We start from the raw sequence: 23,410 nt of genomic DNA, 5'->3' as shown, positions 1-23,410 counted from the left end.
TGCCGGTGCGGGCTGTCGTCGGCCACCGTGTCGCCGTCGAGGCGCTGGGCGAGGGCCGCCACCGCGCCGGCGGCGAGGAGCGCCAGCCCCGGTGCGAGCCACGGGGTGGCGCCGAGCGGCAGCGCCGCGCCGGTCGCGCCGGCGCCGGCGAGGATCACCGCCACCGCGGCCCACGAGGTCCACCGCCCCCGGGGGTTCGCCTGCTCCGCCATCGCGGCGGAGTCCGGCGCATCGCCGCGGACGGGGTCGGACTCCGATTCGCTCATCGCTGCCTTCCTTTCCGCCGTTCGCTGGAGTGCGCTCCCCCCGGCACCGGGGAGATCAGGACGCCTGGATCTCGCCGCCGGTCGGGGCGAGGGTCTCTCCGGTGTAGAAGGAGGACAGCCGGCCGCTCGCGAAGAACACGTAGGACGGGGCGATCTCGTCCGGATCTGCGGCCCGCTGCATGGGGCTCTGCTTCCCGAAGCCCTCGACCGAGCCCTCCGGCAGGGTCGCCGGGATCAGCGGTGTCCAGACCGGGCCCGGCGCGACGCAGTTCACCCGGATGCCGCGGTGCACGTAGTGCTGCGCCAGGCAGGAGACGAGGTTCATCACCGCCGCCTTGGACGTCGCGTAGTCGATCAGCGAAGCGTTTCCGCGCAGCCCGTTCACCGATCCGGTCACGACGACGGAACCGCCGTCCGGGAGGTAGCGCACCGCCTCCCGGAGCAGCCAGAACACGCTGAAGACGTTGGTCTCGTAGGTGCGCAGCAGCTGCTCTGTGGTCAGGTCGGCGAAGTCTCCGACCGGCGCCTGGGTGGCGTGGTGCGCCACGACCGCGTCCAGGCCGCCGAGCCCTTCCGCGGCGCCGGCGGCGGTGGACCGGCACCGCTCCTCGTCCGCGAGGTCGCCGGCGAAGAGCAGGCAGGTCCGGCCCTCCGCTCGGACGAGGCCCGCCGTGCGCTCCGCGTCGCCGTGCTCCTCGAGGTAGGCGATGGCGACGTCGGCGCCCTCCTTCGCGAACGCCACCGCCACCGCACGCCCGATGCCGGAATCACCTCCGGTGATCAGCGCGCGCTTGCCGGCCAGAAGGCCGCGGCCCGTGTAGCCGCGCATCTCGTCCCGCGGCTGCGGGTCCATCGGCGGGGTGGTTCCCGGCGGCGTCTGGCTCTGGGCTTTCGGGTGGTTCATCACGCCTCCCGTCGTGCGTTCCTCCGCCGGAGTCGGCCCGGCACCGGTGCACCCCGCCCCGCTACCCGCAGCTGCACTGGCGATACCGCCGCCACCGCGCAGGGCGTACCGCTCCGGCCGCGGCCCGCGCGGAGCCGGCAGGTCCCGCAGCTGTCAGCGGTGGTGCAGGGGCGCGCTACGCCTGCACGGAGGTCCGCGATGCGGGCAGAGCGCGCGGTGGGAAGCGCCGGACATGCGGCCGGACTCGCGGGGCCCTCGGCGCACCGCGCCCGGGCGGCTCGGGGCCGGGGCGGTTCCACAATCCGGCGGGGATCGTGAAGTAGGACGGCCAGAGCCGGAGGCCGCCGCCGTCCTTGATCCGGACCGTGTAGAGGTGGGTGCCGTCGGACTGCGGGTGCGCGTCCACCACTTCCGCGCTCCCGTGCATCTGGTGCTGGCACAGGAGTTCTGCTGCGTCGTGCACCGGCGTCCCGGCGCGATAGGGGTGTCTCGGTAGCGGGTTGATCATGCTCTCCTCCGCGGTCGGTGCAGACCTCCGCTGCGCTATGCGCGGCGCCGGGCCCGGGGGCGGGCCCGCCCGCGGGCCCGGCGCCCCTTCTGGTCCGAAGGGGTTCCGGGAAGCAGCGGACAGGCAGAGCCGTACGGCCGGCGGGCACCGCGGTCAGGTGCCGGTGACGGAAGCAGCGTTCGGCGCATCGGAGCGCCGGTGGCGGGGGCCGCGGCACCACAGGCCCGCCGGAATGGTGAAGTACGAGGGCCACTCCTGGCGGCCGCCCCGGTCGGCGGCGACGTCATAGACGTAGGCCGCGCCCTCCTCGCCGGCGCGCACGGCGACGATCTCAGCGGTACCGTCGCGATGCCCGTCGGCCGTCTCCTCGGCCGCCTCATGGACGCGCATGCCCACGGGGTAGGGATGGTTCGGCAGCAGTGCGGTCATGTCTCCTCCGGTCGGCAGGTGCGGTCGCGTCGTAGCGAAACGGGCGGCCCGCGCACTGCACTGCGCGGGCCGCCCGACGCCCCTCTCCAGCCGCGCGGCGGCGCGGCGGACTCCGCCGAACCGGCGGCCCCGTCCGCTGCGCTCCCCCCGCGCTCTGCGCGGCGGAGCCGAGGCGTCCCCGAGCCCCCGTTCCCCTGCGGGGGCACCGCCCCGCTATCCCGTTCGGGACACCGCTCATACCTCTTCCGGCTCCGGGACGTCTCCCGGCGGCCCCGGGCCGTCTGCCCGGCACGCACTGACCTCCGCAGCGTCACCAGGAGAATCCCGTTGACTCCGGAGGGTCGACGCAGGCATCCCGGGTGGCGGCCGCGGTGCCGCATCCCGGGGGCGCCCCGGTCCCCTCCGCAGCGGAGGGAACGGCGCCCGGCCTCTGCGGAGCACGCGGGCCGCTTCCCCCGGCCGCCGCTTCGGCGCCTCAGCGCAAGGAGCGGGAGGACCGGGCCGGCTCCGCGGCGGCATCCAGCAACCCGGCGGCTCAGCGCACAGCGGCCGGCCCGGGCCCGCCCCGGGTCCCTGTTCGGGCGATCGGCCGCGGCCGCCGCCGACACCGCTGCGCTCCGGGCGCAGCGCCGGCGGCGCAGCCCGGCCGACCTCGGCGCGGTGATGGATCAGCGGTCCGGCACCGGGGTAGCGGCAGGCGCACAGAGCGCAGCAGCAGAGCCGCTGCGGCGCAGGTCCACGATGGGCGAGGCGGGATGCCGCATGGTGCAGCAGCAGACGGAAGCGGAGGCGGTCCAGGCGGGACCGCGCGGACTCACCGACCTGATCGAGCGCGACCACCGCGCACTCCGGAGGCTGATCGCCGCACTCGGGGCCAGCCGGAACCCGGACCGCCGGCGCGCGCTGCTGGGCCAGGTCCTCACCTCCCTGGTCGCACACGCGGCCGCCGAAGAACTTGCGCTGCTCCCGGCGCTGCGCTCGGTCGCCGGCGGTGCGCGCCTCGCCGACCGGGCCCGCAGTGAACACCGCGAGGCCGAAGGGCTCCTCGGCGAGCTGCGCCGCCTCACCCCGCAGGACCCGGTCTTCGACATCTACCTGCACGCCTTCCTCGACTGCGTGCGCACGCACATGGACGCCGAAGAGCGCGACCTGCTGCCGCTGGCGCGCACCGCGCTGAGCGAGGAGGGACAGCACCGGTGGGGCGACCGGTACCGGAGCGCCGCGGCACACTTCCCGACCCGGTTCCCGTCCCTGCTTCCCGTCCTGCTGCCGAGCGCCCGGCTCGCAGTGGCGGCCAGCGACCGCTTCCACCGGCTCCGCTCCCGGACGTGGCGCTGACGGTTCCGCCCGCCCCGGTGCGCCTCCCGCCGCGGCGGGTCGGCGCCGCCGGCACCCGAACCGCACCGGCGCTCCGAGTTCGCCGGGAAACTGCGCGCCGCACCGTCCGGACCGCCGCAGGGCCGCGGGCGTGGCGGGCGGGCGGCGTCGGTCGGGATCGGTGCCGCCGGCGCACCCGCCGCACGGCCGGCGAGGAGGTCACCGCGGGTGTCCCTGACGACCGGGGAGAACGCAGTGAGGGGCGCACCCGGGCGGTGCGCGGCAGGACCGCGGTCCGCCCGGCACGCCCTGGCACTCAGCCGGCCATCCGGGCGGCGGATCGGCCGGTCTGCCATCGACTCGCCCGCCCTGCGCCGGAGCAGGCCGTCATCGAGCGCGGACACCGCGCCGCGGGACCTCAGGAGGCCGAAGGACGGAGAACGCCGCCGGCACTCCCCGAGCTGCCCGAACATGCCCTGCCCGGCCCAGTGCCCGAGGGCCGCTACCGCTCACCGGAGGTGCCGCCGGGACCACGGCCTCCAACTCGCAGGGGGCGAAGCCCGCGCCCACTCAGGTGCGGCCAGGTCGGGACGGCCGCCCGGGTGCTCAGCGCGGAGGCCGCCGGCAGCGGCACGGGGGCCCGTCATACTTCTGCTGGGCCGCGCAGACCGGGTGAGCGGCGAACCGGCCACCGGCGGGGCCTCTCAGCTGACTGGCCCGGCACCGGCGCTGCCAGACGGAACCGAGTGACCGAGAGGATGCCGAGGCTCCCCCGCCCGGGCCGAACTCGGGCGGACTCCTGCAGTCCGGGCACCCGCGCCCGCAGTGAGCAGGGGCCGCCTCCGGACGGCCCTGCTGCGGGGGCACGATCCTCCGCGGCCGCGCAGTCCGGGCTAGGGCGTGTTGGGTGAATGGCGTTCACCGCGAGCGGTGTCGGCGGTGCACCCGTCACACGGCCGACAAGGGAGTCAGGGCGGGGTTTTCCTCCTCGCTTGAGGAGCGCCGCGAGGGGCGGGCCAGGGCGCCGCGCAGCAGGGCAGTGGTCCACCCAACACGCCCGAGGGCGACTCGATCCGCAGCGGCGGGGTGGGAACCGCACGGCCCCAGCTGGGGCGTCGCCAGCGATGTGGAGGATCAGCGGATCCGCCACCGCTCAGCGCTGCCCGCCGCTGCCCGCACAGAGGGCTGGAGCGGCCGGGCCGCTCCAGCCCCACTCGTGCGCATCGCCCGCCCGCTCCCCCGGCCCCGGAGGCGCCACGCCCCCGGATGCCGGCGGCGCGTCGCTGCCGGCCGCGCCGGCGGCAGGCGGACCTGCCGTCCGGGGCGGCGGAACCGCCTGCGGCGGTCAGCTGCGGGCGCTCTTGGTGCGCTTGCGCGTGTGGCGGCGCAGGGCATCGACGAGCTGCGTCTTGGTCATCGTGGAGCGTCCGCGGATGCCGGCCCGTCGGGCCTGCTGGTAGAGCCGGTTCTTGGACGCATTGGCGTCAACGCCGCCGGCGCCGCCGCCGGACTTGTCGCGGGCGTGCGGGTCGGCCGCCCGCCGGTCCGAGGGACCGGCCTGCGGCTTCGCCTCCCAGTGGTCTCCCACCTTCTGGTGGGTGTGCTTGAGCGCGGCGTAGGCGACGCGGTGCGCCCGCTCCCCCTCGCCGTAGGTGTCCACCGCGGAGTCGTGGGCTTCGATCCACGTCCGCTGGGCCTTGTCCGACGACCGCTCCAGGGTGCTCGGGAGCTCTTCTCGCGCAGGCATGCCGTCCTCCTTCCGGACGGGTTGCTTCGTCCCGTTCTACCCGCCCTGCCCGGCCGGCTCACCTGCACCGGCCGCCACCATCTGGCAGGCGTCCTCGCAGAGCAGGCACATGTCCCGGCAGAGCATGCAGGGACCGCTGGTCTCGGCCGACCGGCCGCACTCCCGGGCGCAGGCACGGCAGAAGGCAGCGGCGGCAGCCAGAAGCGCCCGGACGTGCACGCTGCCGGGCTCGGCTCCGCGTGTGAGCACCGCTTCCGCTGCCGTGCAGACCGCCGCGCAGTCCAGGCAGCTGCGGATGCATCCGGCCCGGTCCGCGCGGCCCTCGGCGAGGCACGCGCCGGCGCAGGCCGTGCACGCCTGCGCGCAGGCGGCGAGGCGGTCGATGCAGCACGCCAACGCCTCTGGAGCGGGCGCCCCTGCACGCTCCGGACGGCTCCTCAGGAATTCGCGCGTCTGCGCCACCACGGCGGCCTCCTTTCCCGCGGCGCGCCCGGGCCGGGCGCGCAGCCGTCCGCTACCCGCAGGTCCGCGGTCTAGCCTCCGGTCTTACCTGCGGCAATGCGCTGCAGGAGAACGGTTACCGCGCTCGGCCCCCGGGTAGCTGTGCACCCATGCTGAGAACGCCACCGCCGATCGATCAGACCGCTGCTCTGCTGTCCCAGGGGTACCTGTGGCTTCCGGGGCTGTTCCGCGGCGCGGACGAGCCGCCCGCGCTGGCGACGCGGCTCTTCGGCCGGCGGGCGGTGGCCGTCCGGGACCCCGGCCCTGCGCGGGCCTTCTCCGACGAGCAGCGCGTCCGCCGCGCAGGCACACTGCCCGAACCGGTGCGCAGCACGCTGACCGGGCACGGCTCCGTGCACGGGCTCGACGGTGACGCGCACCGTTCCCGCAAGGCACTCTTCAGCGTCCTGCTGCACCGCCCGGGGGACCTCGCCGACCTGGTCGGCGCCTTCACCGAGGCGTGGCGCGACGCCACCGCCCCGGCAGCGGCCGGCCATCGGGTCACCGTCTTCGGCACATCGGCCCGCGCACTGACCCGCAGCGCCTGCCGGTGGGCCGGGGTTCCGCTCGCCCGCGGCCTCGAACCGCGCCTCGCCGCCGATCTCGTCGCCATGGTGGACGCCTTTGCCACACCGGCGCCGCGGCACTGGCGCGGGCGGAGCGCGCGGCGGCGCTGGGAGCGCCGCCTGGGGCAGCTCGTGGCCGAAGTCCGCGCGGGTGGGCTCCCCGCAGCGCCCGGCAGCCCGCTCCGCGCCGTTTCCGAACACCGGGACTCCGACGGCACACTGCTCGACGAGCACACCGCGGCGGTCGAGCTGCTCAACCTGCTGCGCCCGGTGGTCGCCGTGTCCTTCTACGCCGCGTTCACCGCGCACGCCGCAGCCTCGGTCCCCGGAGTCCACGACCGCCTTCGCGACGCGCCCGGGGAATCCGCACCGGGCATCGCGCAGGAGGTCCGCCGCTTCTACCCGATCGCCCCCTTCCTCGGCGGGACCGCCGTATCCCCGGGGGAGTGGGGCGGCGTCGCGGCGGACACCGGAACGCTGATCCTGCTGGACGTCTACGGCCGCCACCACGATCCCCGGCTGTGGGAGGCGCCGCAGGAGTTCCGCCCGGAGCGGTTCGGGAACGGCGCCGCGCCCGGCGACGACCTCCTCCTGCCCCAGGGCCGCGGCGATGAGCGCTCCGGACACCGCTGCCCCGGCGAGGACGCGGTGCTGGCGCTGCTGAACGCGTTCGGCGCCGAGCTGGGCAGGATGCGCGCGGACTTCCCCGACCAGGACCTCCGGATCCCGCTTCGGCGCATCCCGACCCGCCCGCGCAGCGGCGTGGCCATCGAGCTGCGCCGGTGAGAGCACCGCCGCTCAGGCGCCGCCCGGAAAACCGGAGAATCACTGCGAAAAACGGTCGGCGGACAATAAACCGGAGGCTTTCCCCAGTGGCGCGCCCGCACCGGCCGAAACTGCGCGGCAATGTGACATTGCTCTCGAATTGCACGGTTGAGAACCCAGGGGCGACCAGGACTGCCATTCCCGGCAGAAACGCGCACAACCCGGAAGCGCAGTGTCCGCAAGAATTCGCGAACATGCCGAATATTACGGAGAAGTACAGGGGTTGAAGAAATGGTGTGTCCGCGCCGAGGGTGAATGGATGGACCCAGAGACACCAGCGGATTCGGTCCGGGCACTGCACGCGGAGCGGACCGAGGACGGCCTGGGGCGCCGCATCGTGCAGAGCGCCGGCGCCCTGGCCCCCGGCACCGAGGCCGCGCTCACCCTGGGCGGGCGCCGGCGCAGCTTCACCACCGCAGCCTGGACCGCTGAGCCGGCGGCCCGCCTCGACGGGTTCCAGCTGTCGGCCGGCGAAGGCCCGACCCTCGAGGCGGCCTCCGCAACCGGGGCGCCGCTGCGCAGCGGCGACCTGTGCGGCGAAGCGCGCTGGCCGGCTTTCGCTGCCCGCGGGCAGCAGCTCGGCGTCCGCTCGGCGCTGTTCCTCCCGCTGTACACCCGCGACGGGGCCCTGGGGTCGCTCAGCCTCTACGCCGCGGCCCCGAACGCGTTCACTCCGGACGCGGAGGCCGCGGCCCTGCTACTCGCCGAGCAGGCGTCCGTCGTCCTCGCCGCGCACCGGACCGAAGCACACCTGTGGCGGGGCCTGGAGTACCGCGACGTCATCGGACAGGCCCTCGGCATCCTCATGGAGCGGCACCGGATCACCCGCGACGAGGCGTTCGACCGGCTCGTCGCGGGTCCCAGCAGAGCAACGTCAAGCTCCGCCATATCGCCGACACGCTCGCCGCGACCGGGGAGCTGGCACCGCCGCGCGCTCCGCCCCGGGACGCCCGGCCTCCGCCCGCAGCACCGGTGCGGCGCGACCCGGGGGCGCGGCGCTGGCCTGCGCCGGAACATGTACCGGAGCAGAGCGAGAGTCCGGGAGCCGGCGGTTCCCACCGCGGGGCGGTGCCCGCCGCAGGCCGGGCCCGCGGCGAGCACCCGGCTCCGTGACGCGCGGCGCGCCGGAGGCCGGCTGCTCCCGCCGGCCGGCGGCTGCAGGCAGCCGCCCGCCGCAGGGCCGGACGCTCAGCGGCAGCCCGCGGACGGCCTCGGGTCAGTCGTCGGTGCGGGCGACGCCGATCGGGCAGGAGGCGCCGGTACCGCCGACGCCGCAGTAGCCGTTGGGGTTCTTGGCGTCGGACAGGTACTGCTGGTGGTAGTCCTCGGCGAAGTAGAAGGGGCCGGCGGGGACGATCTCGGTGGTGATCGGGCCGAAGCCGGAGCGGGACAGGACCGGCTGGAAGGCGTCCCGGGTGGCTTCGGCGGCGGCGCGCTGGGCGTCGGAGTGGTAGAGGACCATCGACCGGTACTGGGTGCCCACGTCGTTGCCCTGGCGGAACCCCTGCGTGGGGTCGTGGCCCTCCCAGAAGACCTTGAGCAGGTCGGCGTAGGAGATGCGGTCGGGGTCGAACACGACACGGACCGCTTCGGTGTGGCCGGTCCGGCCGGTGCAGACCTCTTCGTAGGTCGGGTTCGGTGTGTAGCCGCCCTGGTAGCCCACGGCGGTGGTGTAGATCCCGCGCTCGGCGCCGAGCTGCCAGAACGTGCGCTCCACGCCCCAGAAGCAGCCCATGCCGAACTCGGCGGTCTCCAGGCCGCCCGGATACGGCGGTGCCAGCGGCGTGCCGAGGACCTCGTGGCGCTCGGGGACCGGCACCGGCGTGTCCCGCCCCGGCAGCGCCTCTTCCGGCGTGATCATCGTGGTCTTTCGCCCGAACGTGAACATGCCTCCAGGGTATCCGCTCGCCGCGCGGCGCTCCCGGGCCGCTGCACGGCGCCGACCTGCACCGGCGATCTGATCCGCGGGTTCACTTCCCCTCAACCGGGGCCTTAGCAGGATTCACTACCGGTCATGGGATGTCTCCCGTAGTGTGCAGGCGTGTCGGAACTGAACAAGGGCGTGCTGTTCGGCGCGAGCGCGTACGTGATGTGGGGGTTCTCCACCCTCTACTGGCCGCTGCTGGCGTCGTCGGGGGCGCTGGAGATCCTCGCCCACCGGATGGTCTGGTCGCTGCTCGCGGTGCTCGCGATCATCGCGGTGGCGCGCCGCTGGCGGCAGCTGGCCGCCGCGCTGCGCTCTCCGCGGACGCTGCTCATCCTCGGGGTGGCCGCCCTTGTCATCTCGGCCAACTGGGGCCTCTTCATCCTCGCCGTCAACTCCGGCAACACGTCCCAGGCCGCCCTGGGGTACTTCATCAACCCCCTGGTCAGCGTGGTGCTGGGGGTGCTGGTCTTCGCCGAGCGGCTGCGCGCGGCGCAGTGGGCCGCGGTGGCGCTGGGCGCCATCGCCGTCGCGGTGCTGACGGTGGGCTACGGCGGCGTTCCGTGGTTCTCCATCGGCATGGCGCTCTCGTTCGCCACCTACGGGCTGATCAAGCGCTTCACCGCGGTGGACGGCCTGGAGGGGCTCACCGTCGAGACCCTGCTGATGCTCCTGCCCGCGGCCGGCTACATCGCCTACCTGGAGGCCACCGGCGCCGGGACGTTCGTCACCGGCGGCACCGGGCACCTGCTGCTGCTCATCGGATCGGGCCTGGTCACGGCCATGCCGCTGCTCTGCTTCGGGATCGCCAACCGGCGCATCCCGCTCAGCCTCATCGGGCTGCTGCAGTTCATCGTCCCGGTGATGCAGTTCCTCTTCGCGCTGTTCGTCTTCAACGAGGAGATGTCGCTCACCCGGTGGATCGGGTTCGGCGTGGTGTGGGTGGCGCTCGTGGTGTTCGTGGCCGACATGGTCCGCCACGCGCGGCGCCCGGCGGCGGTGGACGACCAGGCCCGCCAGATCGCCGAAGAGGCCGGCGGGACCGCCGCAGCCGATCCCTCCGCAGCGGCCGGCGCACCCGGCGCCGGCGCCCCGGATCCGTCCCCGGCCAGCGGCCCCGGCGAGCCTGCCGCGGTGCGCCCGGAGCGCGCCCCGGCCGCACCGCGCGAGCCCGGTCAGCCGAACTGGTCCACCGAGTAGCGGGACTCTGCGGCGTCCTTGCGGTGCCGCCCGCGCGGCCGCTCCTGCGGCTCCTCGCCCGGTCCGGCCGGCTCCCCCGCCGCCTGCTGCTCCGCGGCGCCCGCACTCCGCGGCTCGGCGATCTGCGGCCCCGTCCGCTGCGCCGCCCGTGCCCCGCCGGATTCCGGGCCCGGCTGCTCGGGGGCGCGCGGTTCGGTCGCCCCCCAGTCGACTCCCCGCACGCCGCCGCCCGGAACGTCTTCGTCCTGCAGCGCGGCCTCCTGCAGCCGCACCGATTCCGCTGCCCCGGTGCCGGCCGCGAACTCCTCCCTGCCGCCGTCGCCGGCCGACCGCGCCGCGGAGTCCGCAGCACCCCCCTGGCCGCTCGGCCCGTCCGGGCTGTGCGCCACCTCCAGCGTGCGCACGCTGGACAGCGCGGACGTGCCGTGGGCGGCGGCCGCGCCGGACGGCGTCTCGACCCGCGGCCAGACGCCGGACTCGTCGCCCTCCGGCTCCGCGGCCGGGGCCCCGGCCGCCTCGGGCACGATGCCGTAGTGCTGGTAGATGGCGTCTTCCTGCTCCACCGAGATGTGCTGGTCGATGGGGAAGCGCGGCGCCGTCCGGATCGTCGACTGGCCGTAGGGCACTTGGACGCCTTCGGAGATCCGCCGCACCCCGCGCAGCGGGACGAAGTTCTCCCGCCCGCTGAACAGCCCGGTGCGGACTGTCAGCCATGTCGGCGCATCCGTCTGGTCGTCGAAGAACACCTGGCCGACCCGGCCCACGCTCGCCCCGTTCCGATCGAGTAGCCGGAGTCCGACCAGGTCTTGGGCGCCCGTCTCGTCATCCACGGTGATTCCTCTCCCCCCTTGATCGCCCGCCGCTGCGCGGCTGTCCCTCACTCGGCGATCCCGGTCGCGTACCCACCGGATTACCCGCTGAGTAACGAAAATCCCGGGATTGACTTCGGAGAGTAGCGAATCCATTACGGAATTCGCGCGGCACGACCGGCCGATATCCGGACACGGTCAATCAGATGGGACAGGGCAGAAAGAAGGCTCCCGACGGCCGGGCGGCCGGGAGCGCGGACGGGCCGCGAAGGTCAGCCGGTGCGCTCCACGACGTAGTCGCAGAGCGCTTCGAGGGCGTCGCGCGCGGGGCCCTTGGCGAGGTCGGCGAGTTCGGTGCGGCCGCGGTCCGCCCACGCCCGGAGCTCAGCGCGGGCCTGGGCCATCGCCGGGTGCGGGCGGAGCAGCGCCAGGGCCTCGTCGGCCTCGCCGTCGCCGAGCGGGCGGCCGAGCAGCGACCGCAGCCGGGCGTCGCCCGGGTCGGTGCTGCGCTGGGCGTAGAACATCGGCAGCGTCAGCACGCCCTCGCGCAGGTCGGTGCCGGGCACCTTGCCGGAGTCGGTGGACTCGCTGGCGACGTCGAGGATGTCGTCGGAGAGCTGGAAGGCGGTGCCCAGCGCGTCGCAGGCCCGGTAGAGCGAGCCGGTCACCTCCGGAGAGGCCTTGCTGAACATGGCGCCGAACTCGGCCGAGGAGGCGATGAGCGACGCCGTCTTGTCGGCGACGACCTGCATGTAGTGCGCGAGCGGGTCGGTGCCCTCGGCGGGGCCGGAGGTCTCCAGGATCTGGCCCTGCACGAGCCGGCCGAAGGTGCGTGCCTGCAGGCGGACCGCGTCAGCGCCCAGGTCGGCGAGCAGCTCCGACGCGCGCGCGAACACGAAGTCGCCGGTGAGGATGGCGACGCTGTTGCCCCAGCGCTGGTTGGCGCTGGCCTCGCCGCGGCGCAGCTCCGCCTCGTCCATCACGTCGTCGTGGTAGAGGGTGGCGACGTGGGTGAGCTCGACCACGGCGGCGGCCGGGATGAGCTCCGGCGCGGTGGGGTCGCCGAACCGGGCCGCGAGCAGCACCAGCGTCGCGCGGAACCGCTTTCCGCCGGCGGACAGCAGGTGCGCCGCCGCCTCGGCCAGCAGCGGATCGCTCGCCGCCACGGTGTCGTGCAGCAGCTCCTCCACCCGGTCCAGCTCCGTCTGGACTTCCCGGGCGAGCGCCGCGTCGACACTCGGCAGAGCGAGGAAACCGCTCGGGACAGCACCGCTCACCTGAATGCTCCACACATCGACGGGCGCGCGATTCGCCCGGGGGCGGGCGTCTCGCGCGCTTTCGGGATGAACATCGACCGAATGCCCAAGTTATCGGACCCGGTTGTATCGACCAAGGCCACGCAGCGGGGCCGGCCCGCCACGCGGCGCAGGGGTGCACGCCGGCCGGAGCACGGCCGGCGTGCACCCCTCGCACGCCTGTAGTCCACTCCCCAAAAGGTACCGCTACCTGGATGCATCCCCGGCAGAGGCCACGGCGTCCTCGGCGCCGGAGGGCAGCAGCCCGTCCAGCACCGGGGTCGGGTACACGCCGAGCACCAGGGTGGCGGCGACGCCGAGCCCGATCACCGACCCGGTCAGCGCCCCGGCCTTGGCCACCTGCGGACCGCCCCCCTCTGCGGGGTCGGCGAAGAACATCAGCACGATGATGCGGACGTAGAAGAACGCGGTCACCGCACTGCTGAGCACGCCGACCACCACCAGCGGGGTGGCGCCGGCCGCGACCGCCGCCTCGAACACGGCGAACTTGCCGATGAACCCGCTGGTGAGCGGGATGCCCGCGAAGGCGAGCAGGAAGAGCGCGAGCGATCCGGCGAGCAGCGGGGAGGTGCGGCCGAGCCCCGCCCATGCGGACAGGTCGCCGGCCTCGGGCCCGTGCATGTGCGTGCGGACCAGCGTGACCACCGCGAACGCGCCGATCGTGGTGAACCCGTAGGCGGCGAGGTAGAACAGCGCGCCGCCGAGGCCGTCGTCGCTGGCGGCGACGACCGCGGTGAGCACGAACCCGGCGTGCACCACCGAGGAGTAGGCGAGCAGCCGCTTGATGTCGCGCTGGGTGACGGCCACGACCGCCGCGATGACCATGGTGAGGATCGCGACGACCCACAGCATCGGCTGCCACGCCTCGACCGAGGCGCCGAACGCGGTGAAGAACACCCGCAGCAGCGCGCCGAACGCCGCGACCAGCGTGCAGGACGCCATGAGCGCGGTGATCGGCGTCGGTGCGCCCTGGTAGACGTCGGGCTTCCAGTTGTGGAAGGGCACGGCCCCGACCTTGAACAGCAGGCCGACCGCGACCATCCCGATCCCCGCCAGCAGCAGCGGCTCACCGCCGCCGCCGGCGAACAGCGGCCCGCCGCCGGCGGCCGCCGCGGCGTTCACGTCCGCGTAGCGCACCGAGCCGGCGTAGCCGTACACCAGCGCGATGCCGAACAGGAAGAACGCCGAGGAGAAGGCGCCCAGCAGGAAGTACTTGAGCGCCGCCTCCTGGGAGAACAGGCGCCGCCGGCGGGCGATGCCGCACAGCAGGTACAGCGGGAGGCTCATCACCTCGAGCGCGATGAACAGGGTGAGGAAGTCGTCGGCCGCCGGGAACAGCAGCATGCCCAGCACGGCGAACAGCACCAGCGGGTAGACCTCGGTGTGCTCGGACCCGGCGAGCGCGTGCTCGCGCTCCTCGTCGCTGCCGGGCACCGCGGCGGCCTGCGGCGCGAACGCGTCCTCGCCGTCCCTGCGGTCGGCGATCAGCAGCAGGCTGACGAACGCCAGCACCAGCACGGTGCCGGAGACGAACAGCGTCACCTCGTTGACCGCAATCGCACCGCGCGCCAGCACGGCGCCCTCTTCGGGCACGGACGGGATCTGGGCGACGGTGAGCGCGAACGCGAGCAGGATGCCGCCGAGGGCCAGCACGAGCTGCACCGCCCGGCAGCGCTGCCGCGGCGCGAACGCCTCGGCCAGCACGCCGAGCACGGCCGCGCCGAAGACCACCAGCATCGGGGCGAGCAGCCAGTAGTCGATCGACGGCGGCCCCTCGGTCACCACCGGGGCAGCCAGCTCGGACGCCGCGCTCGCGGCGTCCGCCGCTGCGGCGCCGAAGGGACTGGAGATGCTCATTCGGAGGCTCCTTCCAGGCCGCCCTCGCCCGCGGTGGGCGCCGGGTCGGTGGCGCCGACCGCCTCCATGGTGCGGTCCACGGACGGCTCAACGGCGTTGAGCAGCGGCTGCGGGTAGACGCCGAACAGCACGATCACGGCGAGGAGCGGGCCGATCGCCCACACCTCGCGCCGGGACAGGTCGGGCAGGCCGGCCAGTTTCTCCGGCAGCGGGCCGGTCATCGTGCGCTGGTACAGCCAGAGGATGTACAGCGCCGCCAAGACGACGCCGACCACCGCGATGACGGCCGCCACCGGGTTGAACAGGTAGGTGCCGACCAGGACCAGGAACTCGCTGACGAACGGCGCCAGGCCGGGCAGCGCCAGGCCGGCCAGGCCCGCCACCAGGAAGGAGCCGGCGAGGACCGGCGCCGCCTTCTGCACCCCCTGGTAGTCGGCGATCGCCGAGGAGCCCTGGCGGGTGATGAGGAAGCCCACCACCAGGAACAGGGCGCCGGTGGCGAAGCCGTGGTTGACCATGTACAGCGCGGCGCCGGACTGGCCCTGGGTGGTCATCGCGAAGATGCCCAGCGTGATGAAGCCGAAGTGGGACACCGAGGTGAACGCGATCAGCTTCAGCATGTCGGTCTGGGCGATCGCGAGGAGGGCGCCGTAGATGATGGAGACGAGGCTGAGCGCCACCGCCGGCCACACGAACCAGGTCGCCGCCGACGGGAACAGCTCCAGGCAGTAGCGGAGCATCCCGTAGGTACCGACCTTGTCCAGCACACCGACGAGCAGGACTGCCGTCCCGGGCCGCGACGAGCCGGCCGCCGCGGGCAGCCAGGTGTGCAGCGGCCACATCGGCGCCTTGATCGCGAACGCGATGAAGAAGCCGAGGAAGAGCCAGCGGGCGACCCCGGTGTCGATGTTGTCCAGCGCGCCCGTCGCGGTGAGCTCGCTCCACAGGAACGTGCCGCCGTAGACGTAGACGCCGATGACGGCGACCAGCATGAGCAGGCCGCCGGCCAGGCTGTACAGCAGGAAGGTGGTCGCCGCGCGGCGCCGCTCGGGCCCGCGCCCGTACCGCCCGATCATGCAGTAGACCGGGATCAGCATCGCTTCGAAGAAGACGTAGAAGAGGAACACGTCGGTCGCGGCGAAGACGCCGACGATCATCGCCTCCAGCACCAGGATGAGGGCGAAGTAGCCCTTGCCCCGGTCCGGCAGGTCGTCGTTCTCCCGCCAGGCGGCGAGCATCACCAGCGGCACCAGCAGCGCCGCCATGGCGATCAGGGCGAGCGCGATGCCGTCCACGCCCACGGCGTAGTGCACGCCGAACCGCGGGATCCACGCGTGGACCTCTTCGAACTGCAGCCCCGTGGCGAGGGTGTCGAAGCGCAGCGCCACGACGCCGATGATCGCGAGGACCGCGATCGACACGGCGAACGCCGCCCGCTTCGCGGCGTCCGCGCGCTCCACCGGCGTGAGCGCCACGGCCAGTGCGCCGATCGCGGGGAGCGCGATGGCCAGGGTGAGCCAGGGGATCTCGGTCATCTAAATCCTCACAGCCAGCGTTGCGACGACGATGGCGGCGCCGAACAGCATGGTCAGCGCGTAGGTGCGGGCGAAGCCGGTCTGCACCCGGCGCAGCCCCTGGGAGCTGCCCCGCACCGAGTCGGCCAGGCCGTAGACCGCGCCGTTGACGACGTGGGTGTCGATGGCCGCGAGCGCCTGGGTGAGCACCTGGCCGGGGCGCATGAACAGGCCCTCGTTGATCTGGTTGCCGTAGAGCTCGTTGCGCGCGGCCACCGTGATGAAGCCGCCGGTGGGCGCGGTGACCGGCACCGGGCGGCGGCCGTACATCGCCCAGGCGACGGCGGCGCCGCCGACCATCAGGGCCAGCGCGGCCAGCGCCGGCGGCTTGGTGAAGAAGGTGGCCAGGTCGAAGGCGTGGTGCTCCGGCGGCGCGCCGACGGCCGGCTCCAGGAAGTGCGCGAAGCGGTAGCCGTAGACGAGCGCCGCGCCGAGGAACACCGAGCCGATGGCGAGCAGCACCATGGGCCCGGTCATCGACTTCGGCGACTCGTGCGGGTGCACGCCCTCCGCCCACCGCTTCTCCCCGAAGAACGTCATGAGCATGACGCGGGTCATGTAGAAGGCGGTGAGCCCGGCACCGACCAGCGCGGCGGTGCCGAGCAGCTGCCCGGCGGTCCCGCCGGAGGCGAACGCCGCCTCGATGATGCCCTCCTTGGTCCACCAGCCCGACATCAGCGGGAAGCCGATGATGGCGAGGTAGCCCAGGCCGAAGGTGGCGAAGGTGACCGGCATGGCCTTGCGCAGCGCGCCGTAGCGGCGCATGTCGACCTCCTCGGCCATGCCGTGCATGACCGAGCCGGCGCCGAGGAACAGCCCGGCCTTGAAGAAGCCGTGCGTCACCAGGTGCGCGATCGCGACTGCGTACCCGGCCGGGCCGAGCCCGGCGGCCAGCGTCATGTAGCCGATCTGGCTCATGGTGGAGCCGGCGAGCGCCTTCTTGATGTCGTCCTTGGCGCATCCGATGACGGCGCCGGCGAGCAGCGTCGCGGCGCCGACGACGGCCACCGTGGTCTGCGCGACCGGGGCCGCCTCGAAGATCGGGCCGGCCCGCACGATGAGGTAGACGCCGGCGGTGACCATGGTCGCCGCGTGGATGAGCGCGGAGACCGGGGTCGGGCCCTCCATGGCGTCCAGCAGCCAGGACTGCAGCGGCAGCTGCGCCGACTTGCCGCAGGCGCCGAGGAGCAGCAGCAGGCCGGTCGCGGTGAGCACCGCCTGGCTGGCCTCGCCGGTGCGCGGCAGCACCTCGGTGAAGGCGAGCGTGCCGAACGTGCTGAACAGCAGCATGATCGCGATCAGCAGGCCGAGGTCGCCGACCCGGTTGACCAGGAACGCCTTCTTGGCGGCGACCGCGGCCGACGGCTTGTGCTGCCAGAACCCGATGAGGAGGTAGGAGGCGAGGCCCACGCCCTCCCAGCCGAGGAAGAGCAGCGCGAAGTTGTCGGCGAGGACGAGCACCAGCATCGCCGCGACGAACAGGTTGAGATAGGCGAAGAAGCGGCGCCGGCGCTCGTCGTGCGCCATGTAGCCCACCGAGTAGACGTGGATCAGCGATCCGACGCCGGTGATCAGCAGGACGAAGCTGATGGACAGCGGGTCCAGCAGCAGGTTCGCCCCGACTTCCAGGGAGCCCGACTGGAACCAGGTGTAGACGGGCACGGACACGCTGCGCGCGTCCGGCTCCAGGGCGAGCAGCTGGAACAGCGCCAGCACGGCCCAGACGAAGCTGCCGATGGGCAGCGCGGTGGCGAGCCAGTGGCCCCACCCGTCGGTGCGGCGGCCGCCGAGGAGCAGCACAGCGGCCCCGAACAGCGGCAGGGCGATGAGCATCCAGGCGTTGCCCAGCACCGCGCCGTCGGCGGGTGCGGGGGTCAGCGCTCCGGCGGCGAGGAATCGTTCAGTCATCACACGCCCTAGTACTTGAGCAGGTTGGCGTCATCGATCGACGCCGACCTGCGGGTGCGGAAGATCTGCATGATGATCGCGAGCCCCACGACGACCTCGGCTGCGGCGACGACCATCACGAAGAACGCGATGACCTGCCCCTCGATGTCGCCGTGCATCCGCGCGAACGCGACGAACGCGAGGTTGCACGCGTTGAGCATCAGCTCGACGCACATGAAGACGATGATCGCGTTGCGCCGCACCAGCACGCCGACGGCGCCGATGGTGAACAGCAGCGCGGCGAGCACGATGTAGTTCATCGGGTCCACGAGCGCTCGGCCTCCTCTCCGTCGGCCCGGCCGGAGCCGCCGTCAGCGGAGTCCGCGGAGTCCGCGCCGCCGTCCCGGGCACCGCCGGCGCCCGCAGCGCCCTCAGCGCCTTCGGCGCCCTCGGTGTCCGCGGGGGCGCCGGTGCCCAGCACGCCGGCCTCCTTGGAGGAGGCCGAGTCCGACGCACCGCCGGGGTGCGGCACGGTGCGGAGCCGGAAGTCCTCGGGCACCTGCGACTGCACCCCGGGGTCGCGTGCCGCGAGCACCGGGTTGAGCGACAGCTTCGAGACCGAGCCGTCCGGCAGCAGGGCCGGCATGTCGATGGCGTTGTGCCGGGCGTAGGTGCCCGGCCCTGGCAGCGGGGTGACCTGCTTGCTGAGCACCCGCTCGCGCGCGAGGTCCCGCTGGGTGCGGCGCGGCTTGGTGCGGGCCGAGTGCGCCAGCACCAGCGCTCCGAGCACGGCGGTGATCAGCAGTGCGCCGGTCGCCTCGAACGCGATGATGTAGCGGAAGATGACCTCGCCGGCGATCCACGGCACGTTGCCGCCGGCCAGCGCGGTTCCGGCGGCTAGCCCGGCCGGCTCGCCCACCGCCATGCGGGTGACGCCCGAGCCGAGGGCCAGCAGGAAGCAGATCGCGACGGCGGTGGCGAGCACCCGCTGCCCGCGGATCGTCTCCACCAGGGAGTCCGCCGAGCTGACGCCGACGAGCATCAGCACGAACAGGAACAGCATGAGGACCGCACCGGTGTAGACGACGATCTGCACGACCATCAGGAAGGGGGCCTCGTTGATGCCGTAGAACACGGCCAGCCCCAGCATCACCGCGGCCATCAGCATCGCCGAGTGCACGGCCTTGCGGGAGAACACCACGCCGACGGCGGCGAGCAGCACAGCGCCGCCCAGGATCCAGAACGCCGTGGCCTCGGCTCCGGTGATCATCGCGCCACCTCGCCCTCGGGCTGGCGCGCGCCGTCGGAGGAGCCGGAGCGGTAGTAGTCCTTCTCGCTGTCGCCGAGCCGCATCGGGTGCGGCGGCGCCTCCATGTCCTCGCGGAGCCCCACCAGGAGCTGCTCCTTGGTGTAGATGAGGCTCTCCCGCGAGTCGTCGGCGAGCTCGTACTCGTTGGTCATGGTGAGCGCGCGGGTGGGGCACGCCTCCACGCACAGCCCGCACAGGATGCACCGCAGGTAGTTGATCTGGTACACGCGGCCGTACCGCTCGCCGGGCGAGTACCGCTCCTCGTCGGTGTTGTCGCCGCCCTCCACGTAGATGGCGTCGGCCGGGCAGGCCCAGGCGCACAGCTCGCACCCGATGCACTTCTCCAGGCCGTCCGGCCACCGGTTCAGCTGGTGCCGGCCGTGGAAGCGCGGCGCGGTGGGGCGCTGCACCTCCGGGTACTCGACCGTGGGCACCTTCGTGAACATGGTGTGGAAGGTGACGCCGAACCCCTTCACGGGGTTGAGCCAGTCCAGCATCAGTCCTCCTCGCTGCGGTCGGCCCGGCCGCCGCTGCTCGGGCCCCGGACCACCGCGGCAGTGCCCGGCACGCCGCGGCGCGGCGGCGCCTCGGCGTCCATGGACGAGCCGTAGTGCGGGGCGGTCTTGGGCGGCACCGGGAACCCGCCGTACTCCGGGTCGTCGTGCTCGTCGCGGGCCTGCTCGGCGCGGACGGCCCGCTCCCGCTCCTTCGCCTTGCGCGCCGCCGAGACGTAGGCGGCGAACGCGGCGATCGAGGCGCCGGCGAACCCGACGGAGACGGCGACGACGGCGCCGATGGGCGCGCCGGAGTCGACCATGAGCTTCACGACGGCCACCGCGGTGATCCAGACCAGCTGGATCGGGATGAGCAGCTTCCAGCCGAACGCCATCAGCTGGTCGTAGCGGATGCGGGGCAGCGAGCCGCGGGTCCAGATGAACAGGAACATGACCGCCATGAACTTCAGCAGCCACCAGAGGACGGGCCACCAGCCCTCGTTGGCGCCGGGGAAGAACGAGGTGATCGGGGGCGGGGCCATCCAGCCGCCGAGGAAGAACGTCACCGAGACCGCGGCGACGGTCACCATGTTCACGTACTCGGCGAGGAAGAACATGGTGAACTTCATCGACCCGTACTCGGTCATGAACCCGCCGACGATCTCGCCCTCGCCCTCGGCGAGGTCGAACGGCAGCCGGTTCGTCTCGCCGACCATGGTGACCAGGTAGATGAGGAACGACGGCAGAAGCAGCACCGCGAACCACAGGTCGGCCTGCGCGGCGACGATGCCCGAGGTGGTGAGCGTCCCGGAGAACATGAAGACGGCGACGAAGCTGAGCCCCATCGCGATCTCGTAGCTGATCACCTGGGCGGACGCGCGGAGCCCGCCGAGCAGCGCGTAGGGCGACTGGGAGGCCCAGCCGCCGAGCACGATGCCGTAGACGCCGACCGCGGCGGTGGCGAGCACCAGCAGCGCCGCGATCGGCAGGTCGGTGAGCTGGAGCGGGGTGGTGACGCCGAACATCGACACCTCGGGCCCCACCGGGATGATCGAGAACGCGATGAACGCGGGCACCGCCGCGATCATCGGCGCCGCGATGTAGACCAGCCGGTCCACGCTGCGCGGGATCACGTCCTCTTTCAGCGACAGCTTCACGCCGTCGGCCAGGGACTGCAGCAGCCCCCACGGCCCGAACCGGTTCGGGCCGTGCCGCTGCTGCATGCGGCCCATCACCTTCCGGTCCGCCATGATCATCATGAGCACGCAGACCATCAGGAAGACGAAGATCACCAGGGCCTTGATAAGGGTGATCCACCACGGATCACCGCCGAAGGCCTCCAGCCCTGGTTCGGCGGTGGAGGCGAGGGCGACCGGCACGGCCGCCCCGCTCTCCGGCCAGGGGACGGACATCACTCGGCGCTCCCAGCACTCGCAGGGTCGTTCGCTGTTGCACCGCCGGCGGCGTCCGCGCCGCCCGCGGCAGCGGGGCGCAGCCGCACGGCGGACCCGGCCGCGGCGCCCAGGTCGCGGCGGACGTCGCAGTCGGCGGCCGCGGTCGGCAGCCAGACGGTGCCCTCGGCCATTCCGGGGGTGACGACGGCCGGCAGCCGCACCGAGCCGGCCGGCCCGGAGACCTCGGCCAGGCCGCCGTCGGCGATACCGAGCGCGGCGGCCGTGGCCCGGCCTACCCGGGCCAGTGCGGGCCGGGCGGTACCGGCGAGGTAGGGCTCGCCGTCCTCCATCCGGCCGCTGCCGAGCAGCTGCTTCCAGGTGGCCAGGCGCACTTCGGCCGAGCCGGACTGCGCCGGGACCCCGGCCCCGGCCGCCTGGGCCGGCTCCGCCGGGCGCGGCATGGTGAGCGGATCCGGTACCCGCTCGCCGGCCCACGGGCCGAGCGCGTCGAGCTCGCGGGCCGCGGCCGCGGCGTCCGGCAGCCCGAGGTGCACGTCCATCGCGTCGGCGACGGCGGAGAGCACCCGCAGGTCGGACAGCGCGCCGGGCACCTTGAGTGCGGCGCCGAACGTGCGGTTGCGGCCCTCCCAGTCGGTGAAGGTGCCGGACTTCTCCGCGACCGCCGCCACCGGGAGGACCACGTCGGCCCGGTCGGTGGCGTCGGAGGCACGCAGTTCGAGCGCCACCGTGAACGGCACCCGGTCGAGTGCGGCGCGGGCCGCCTCCGGGTCGGGCAGGTCGTCCAGCTCCACGCCGGCGATCACCAGCGCGTCCAGCTCGCCGTCGGCCGCGGCCTGCAGGATCGCCGCGGTGTCGCGGCCCTCCTGCTCCGGCAGGTCGGCGACCGACCAGGCCCGGGCGGCTTCGGCGCGGGCCCGGGCGTCGGCCACCGGGCGTCCGCCCGGCAGCAGCGTCGGCAGCGCACCGGCGTCGATCGCGCCGCGCTCGCCGCCGCGGCGCGGCACCCAGGCGATGCGGGCGCCGGTCCGGTCGGCGAGCCGGGCGAGCGCGGAGAGCGCGCCCGGCGTCTGCGCGAGGCGCTCACCGGCCAGCAGGACCGCGCCGTCAGTGCGCAGCGCTTCGGCGGCCTCCGGCGCGGTGCCGGAGAGGCCGTCCAGCACCCGGGCCTCGTCGCCGGGGGCTGCGGGGACTAGCGTGCCGCCGGCCTTGTGCAGGCCTCTGCTGGCGAACGGCGCCACCGAGAAGAGCTGCTGTCCGGTCCGGGACGCCTTGCGCAGCCGCAGGAACACGATCGGCGACTCGTCCTCCGGCTCGAAGCCGGCGAGCAGCACCGCGGGCGCCTTCTCCAGGTCGCCGTAGGTGACGCCGAGCCCGGTCCCGGCCACCCGCGCGGCGAGGAACTCGGCCTCTTCCGCGCTGTGCGCCCGGGCGCGCAGGTCGATGTCGTTGGTGCGCAGTGCCAGCCGCGCGAACTTCGCGTAGGCGTAGGCGTCCTCGCGGGTGAGCCGGCCGCCGGTGAGGACCGCGGTGCGGCGCGCCCCGGACAGGCCGCGGGCGGCCTCGGCGACCGCCTCGGGCCAGGACGCGAAATCGAGGGCGCGGGTGTCGTCCCGGCGCACCAGCGGCCGGTCGAGCCGGTCCGGCTGAGTCGCGTAGGTGAACGCCCACCGGCCCTTGTCGCAGTTCCACTCCTCGTTGACCTGCGGGTCGTCGCCGGCGAGGCGGCGCATCACGGTGCCGCGCCGGTGGTCGGTGCGCTGGGCGCAGCCGGCCGCGCAGTGCTCGCACGCGCTCGGCGTCGACACCAGGTCGAACGGGCGCGACCGGAACCGGTAGGCGGCGCCGGTCAGCGCGCCCACCGGGCAGATCTGCACCGTGTTGCCGGAGAAGTAGGACTGGAACGGCTCGCCCTCGGCGATACCGACCTGCTCGTTGGCGCCGCGCTCCAGCAGCTCGATGAACGGGTCGCCGGCGATCTGGCTGGAGAAGCGGGTGCAGCGGGCGCACTGGATGCACCGCTCGCGGTCGAGCAGCACCTCCGTCGACAGCGGCACCGGCTTGGGGAAGGTGCGCTTGACGTCGACGAACTGCGTCTCGCCTTGCCCGTTGGCCATCGCCTGGTTCTGCAGCGGGCACTCGCCGCCCTTGTCGCAGACCGGGCAGTCCAGCGGGTGGTTGATGAGCAGGAACTCCATGATCCCGCGCTGGGCCTTCTCGGCGACCGCGGAGGTCAGCTGGGTCTTGACGACCATGCCCTCCATCACCGTGATGGTGCAGGACGCCTGCGGCTTCGGCATCGGCCGGCCGTTGCCCGCATCGGGGATCTCCACCAGGCACTGGCGGCAGGCGCCGACCGGGTCGAGCAGCGGATGGTCGCAGAACCGCGGGATCTGGATGCCCAGCAGCTCCGCCGCCCGGATCACCAGCGTGCCCTTGGGCACCTGCAGCTGGAAGCCGTCGATGGTGACGGTGACCAGGTCCTCCGGCGGAACGGCGGGCACGCCGCCCGAAGCGGCGTCAGTGGTGGCCGTCATGCCGCACCTCCCCAGACCGTCGCAGTGC

Annotated in this window: 18 protein-coding genes and 2 pseudogenes; 4 read left to right on the top strand and 16 right to left on the bottom strand. The window is 73.7% G+C overall.

Annotated features, from left to right (window positions below; translation table 11 throughout):
* From ACYVGT_RS19485 to ACYVGT_RS19470, 4 genes and pseudogenes are all read right to left on the bottom strand, one after another.
* A pseudogene (locus ACYVGT_RS19485) lies at positions 1-266 on the bottom strand (hypothetical protein); the annotation flags it as partial.
* A 55-nt stretch (positions 267-321) separates the two neighbouring features.
* Positions 322-1,170: an SDR family oxidoreductase gene (locus ACYVGT_RS19480; protein ID WP_460860427.1), complete on the bottom strand. Its 849-nt coding sequence runs from the start codon at positions 1,168-1,170 to the stop codon at positions 322-324.
* A gap of 175 nt (positions 1,171-1,345) precedes the next feature.
* On the bottom strand, positions 1,346-1,678 hold the full coding sequence (locus ACYVGT_RS19475) for a hypothetical protein (RefSeq protein ID WP_460860425.1): 333 nt from the start codon (positions 1,676-1,678) through the stop codon (positions 1,346-1,348).
* Between the two features lie 153 nt (positions 1,679-1,831).
* Entirely contained in the window at positions 1,832-2,107 is a 276-nt protein-coding gene (locus ACYVGT_RS19470; protein ID WP_460860424.1) for a hypothetical protein, read from the bottom strand.
* Positions 2,108-2,869: 762 nt separating this feature from the next.
* Between ACYVGT_RS19470 and ACYVGT_RS19465 the strand changes: the two genes are divergently transcribed.
* The gene (locus ACYVGT_RS19465) at positions 2,870-3,445 is read left to right on the top strand and encodes a hemerythrin domain-containing protein (protein WP_460860422.1); all 576 of its coding nucleotides are present in this window, start codon (positions 2,870-2,872) and stop codon (positions 3,443-3,445) included.
* A gap of 1,324 nt (positions 3,446-4,769) precedes the next feature.
* Here ACYVGT_RS19465 and ACYVGT_RS19460 read toward each other — a convergent pair.
* Positions 4,770-5,171 (bottom strand): ChaB family protein, encoded by a 402-nt coding sequence (locus ACYVGT_RS19460; protein ID WP_460860419.1) that lies wholly within the window; start codon positions 5,169-5,171, stop codon positions 4,770-4,772.
* Between the two features lie 611 nt (positions 5,172-5,782).
* On the opposite strand from ACYVGT_RS19460, the gene ACYVGT_RS19455 reads away from it, so the two are divergent.
* Complete coding sequence (locus ACYVGT_RS19455; protein ID WP_460860415.1) at positions 5,783-7,024, top strand: cytochrome P450; 1,242 nt, start codon at positions 5,783-5,785, stop codon at positions 7,022-7,024.
* 298 nt (positions 7,025-7,322) lie between these two features.
* Positions 7,323-7,868: pseudogene (locus ACYVGT_RS19450) on the top strand (GAF domain-containing protein); the annotation flags it as partial.
* A gap of 411 nt (positions 7,869-8,279) precedes the next feature.
* Here ACYVGT_RS19450 and msrA read toward each other — a convergent pair.
* Positions 8,280-8,951 carry a peptide-methionine (S)-S-oxide reductase MsrA gene (gene msrA / locus ACYVGT_RS19445; protein ID WP_460860413.1) on the bottom strand — a complete coding sequence of 224 codons (672 nt, stop codon included), beginning with the start codon at positions 8,949-8,951 and terminating at the stop codon, positions 8,280-8,282.
* A gap of 153 nt (positions 8,952-9,104) precedes the next feature.
* Between msrA and rarD the strand changes: the two genes are divergently transcribed.
* On the top strand, positions 9,105-10,187 hold the full coding sequence (gene rarD, locus ACYVGT_RS19440) for an EamA family transporter RarD (RefSeq protein WP_460860411.1): 1,083 nt from the start codon (positions 9,105-9,107) through the stop codon (positions 10,185-10,187).
* Here rarD and ACYVGT_RS19435 read toward each other — a convergent pair.
* The 10 genes from ACYVGT_RS19435 to ACYVGT_RS19390 all read right to left on the bottom strand — a co-directional run bounded on the left by ACYVGT_RS19435 (position 10,163) and on the right by ACYVGT_RS19390 (position 23,382).
* The gene (locus ACYVGT_RS19435; RefSeq protein WP_460860409.1) at positions 10,163-11,017 is read right to left on the bottom strand and encodes a PRC-barrel domain-containing protein; all 855 of its coding nucleotides are present in this window, start codon (positions 11,015-11,017) and stop codon (positions 10,163-10,165) included. The genes rarD and ACYVGT_RS19435 overlap by 25 nt on opposite strands.
* A gap of 251 nt (positions 11,018-11,268) precedes the next feature.
* On the bottom strand, positions 11,269-12,273 hold the full coding sequence (locus tag ACYVGT_RS19430; RefSeq protein ID WP_460860406.1) for a polyprenyl synthetase family protein: 1,005 nt from the start codon (positions 12,271-12,273) through the stop codon (positions 11,269-11,271).
* Between the two features lie 225 nt (positions 12,274-12,498).
* The gene (gene nuoN / locus ACYVGT_RS19425; protein WP_460860439.1) at positions 12,499-14,097 is read right to left on the bottom strand and encodes an NADH-quinone oxidoreductase subunit NuoN; all 1,599 of its coding nucleotides are present in this window, start codon (positions 14,095-14,097) and stop codon (positions 12,499-12,501) included.
* A gap of 68 nt (positions 14,098-14,165) precedes the next feature.
* A complete protein-coding gene (locus tag ACYVGT_RS19420; protein WP_460860404.1) occupies positions 14,166-15,704 on the bottom strand; it encodes an NADH-quinone oxidoreductase subunit M in 1,539 nt (512 codons plus the stop codon).
* Positions 15,705-17,651 (bottom strand): NADH-quinone oxidoreductase subunit L, encoded by a 1,947-nt coding sequence (gene nuoL / locus ACYVGT_RS19415; RefSeq protein WP_460860400.1) that lies wholly within the window; start codon positions 17,649-17,651, stop codon positions 15,705-15,707. It abuts the gene before it with no gap.
* 8 nt (positions 17,652-17,659) lie between these two features.
* A complete protein-coding gene (gene nuoK / locus ACYVGT_RS19410) occupies positions 17,660-17,959 on the bottom strand; it encodes an NADH-quinone oxidoreductase subunit NuoK (protein ID WP_460860397.1) in 300 nt (99 codons plus the stop codon).
* Entirely contained in the window at positions 17,947-18,900 is a 954-nt protein-coding gene (locus tag ACYVGT_RS19405) for an NADH-quinone oxidoreductase subunit J (protein ID WP_460860394.1), read from the bottom strand. Before ACYVGT_RS19405 ends, nuoK begins: the two co-directional genes overlap by 13 nt.
* Positions 18,897-19,436, bottom strand: coding sequence for an NADH-quinone oxidoreductase subunit NuoI (nuoI, locus tag ACYVGT_RS19400; protein ID WP_460860392.1), 540 nt, complete (start codon positions 19,434-19,436; stop codon positions 18,897-18,899). The genes ACYVGT_RS19405 and nuoI overlap by 4 nt, the downstream gene beginning before the upstream one ends.
* Positions 19,436-20,845, bottom strand: a complete 1,410-nt coding sequence (nuoH, locus tag ACYVGT_RS19395; RefSeq protein ID WP_460860390.1) for an NADH-quinone oxidoreductase subunit NuoH — start codon at positions 20,843-20,845, stop codon at positions 19,436-19,438. The genes nuoI and nuoH overlap by 1 nt, the downstream gene beginning before the upstream one ends.
* Positions 20,845-23,382: an NADH-quinone oxidoreductase subunit G gene (locus ACYVGT_RS19390; RefSeq protein WP_460860388.1), complete on the bottom strand. Its 2,538-nt coding sequence runs from the start codon at positions 23,380-23,382 to the stop codon at positions 20,845-20,847. Before ACYVGT_RS19390 ends, nuoH begins: the two co-directional genes overlap by 1 nt.
* Between the last annotated feature and the right edge of the window lie 28 nt (positions 23,383-23,410).

This window comes from Nocardiopsis coralliicola (assembly GCF_054779695.1).
This window is presented reverse-complemented; position numbering and strand designations above follow the sequence as displayed.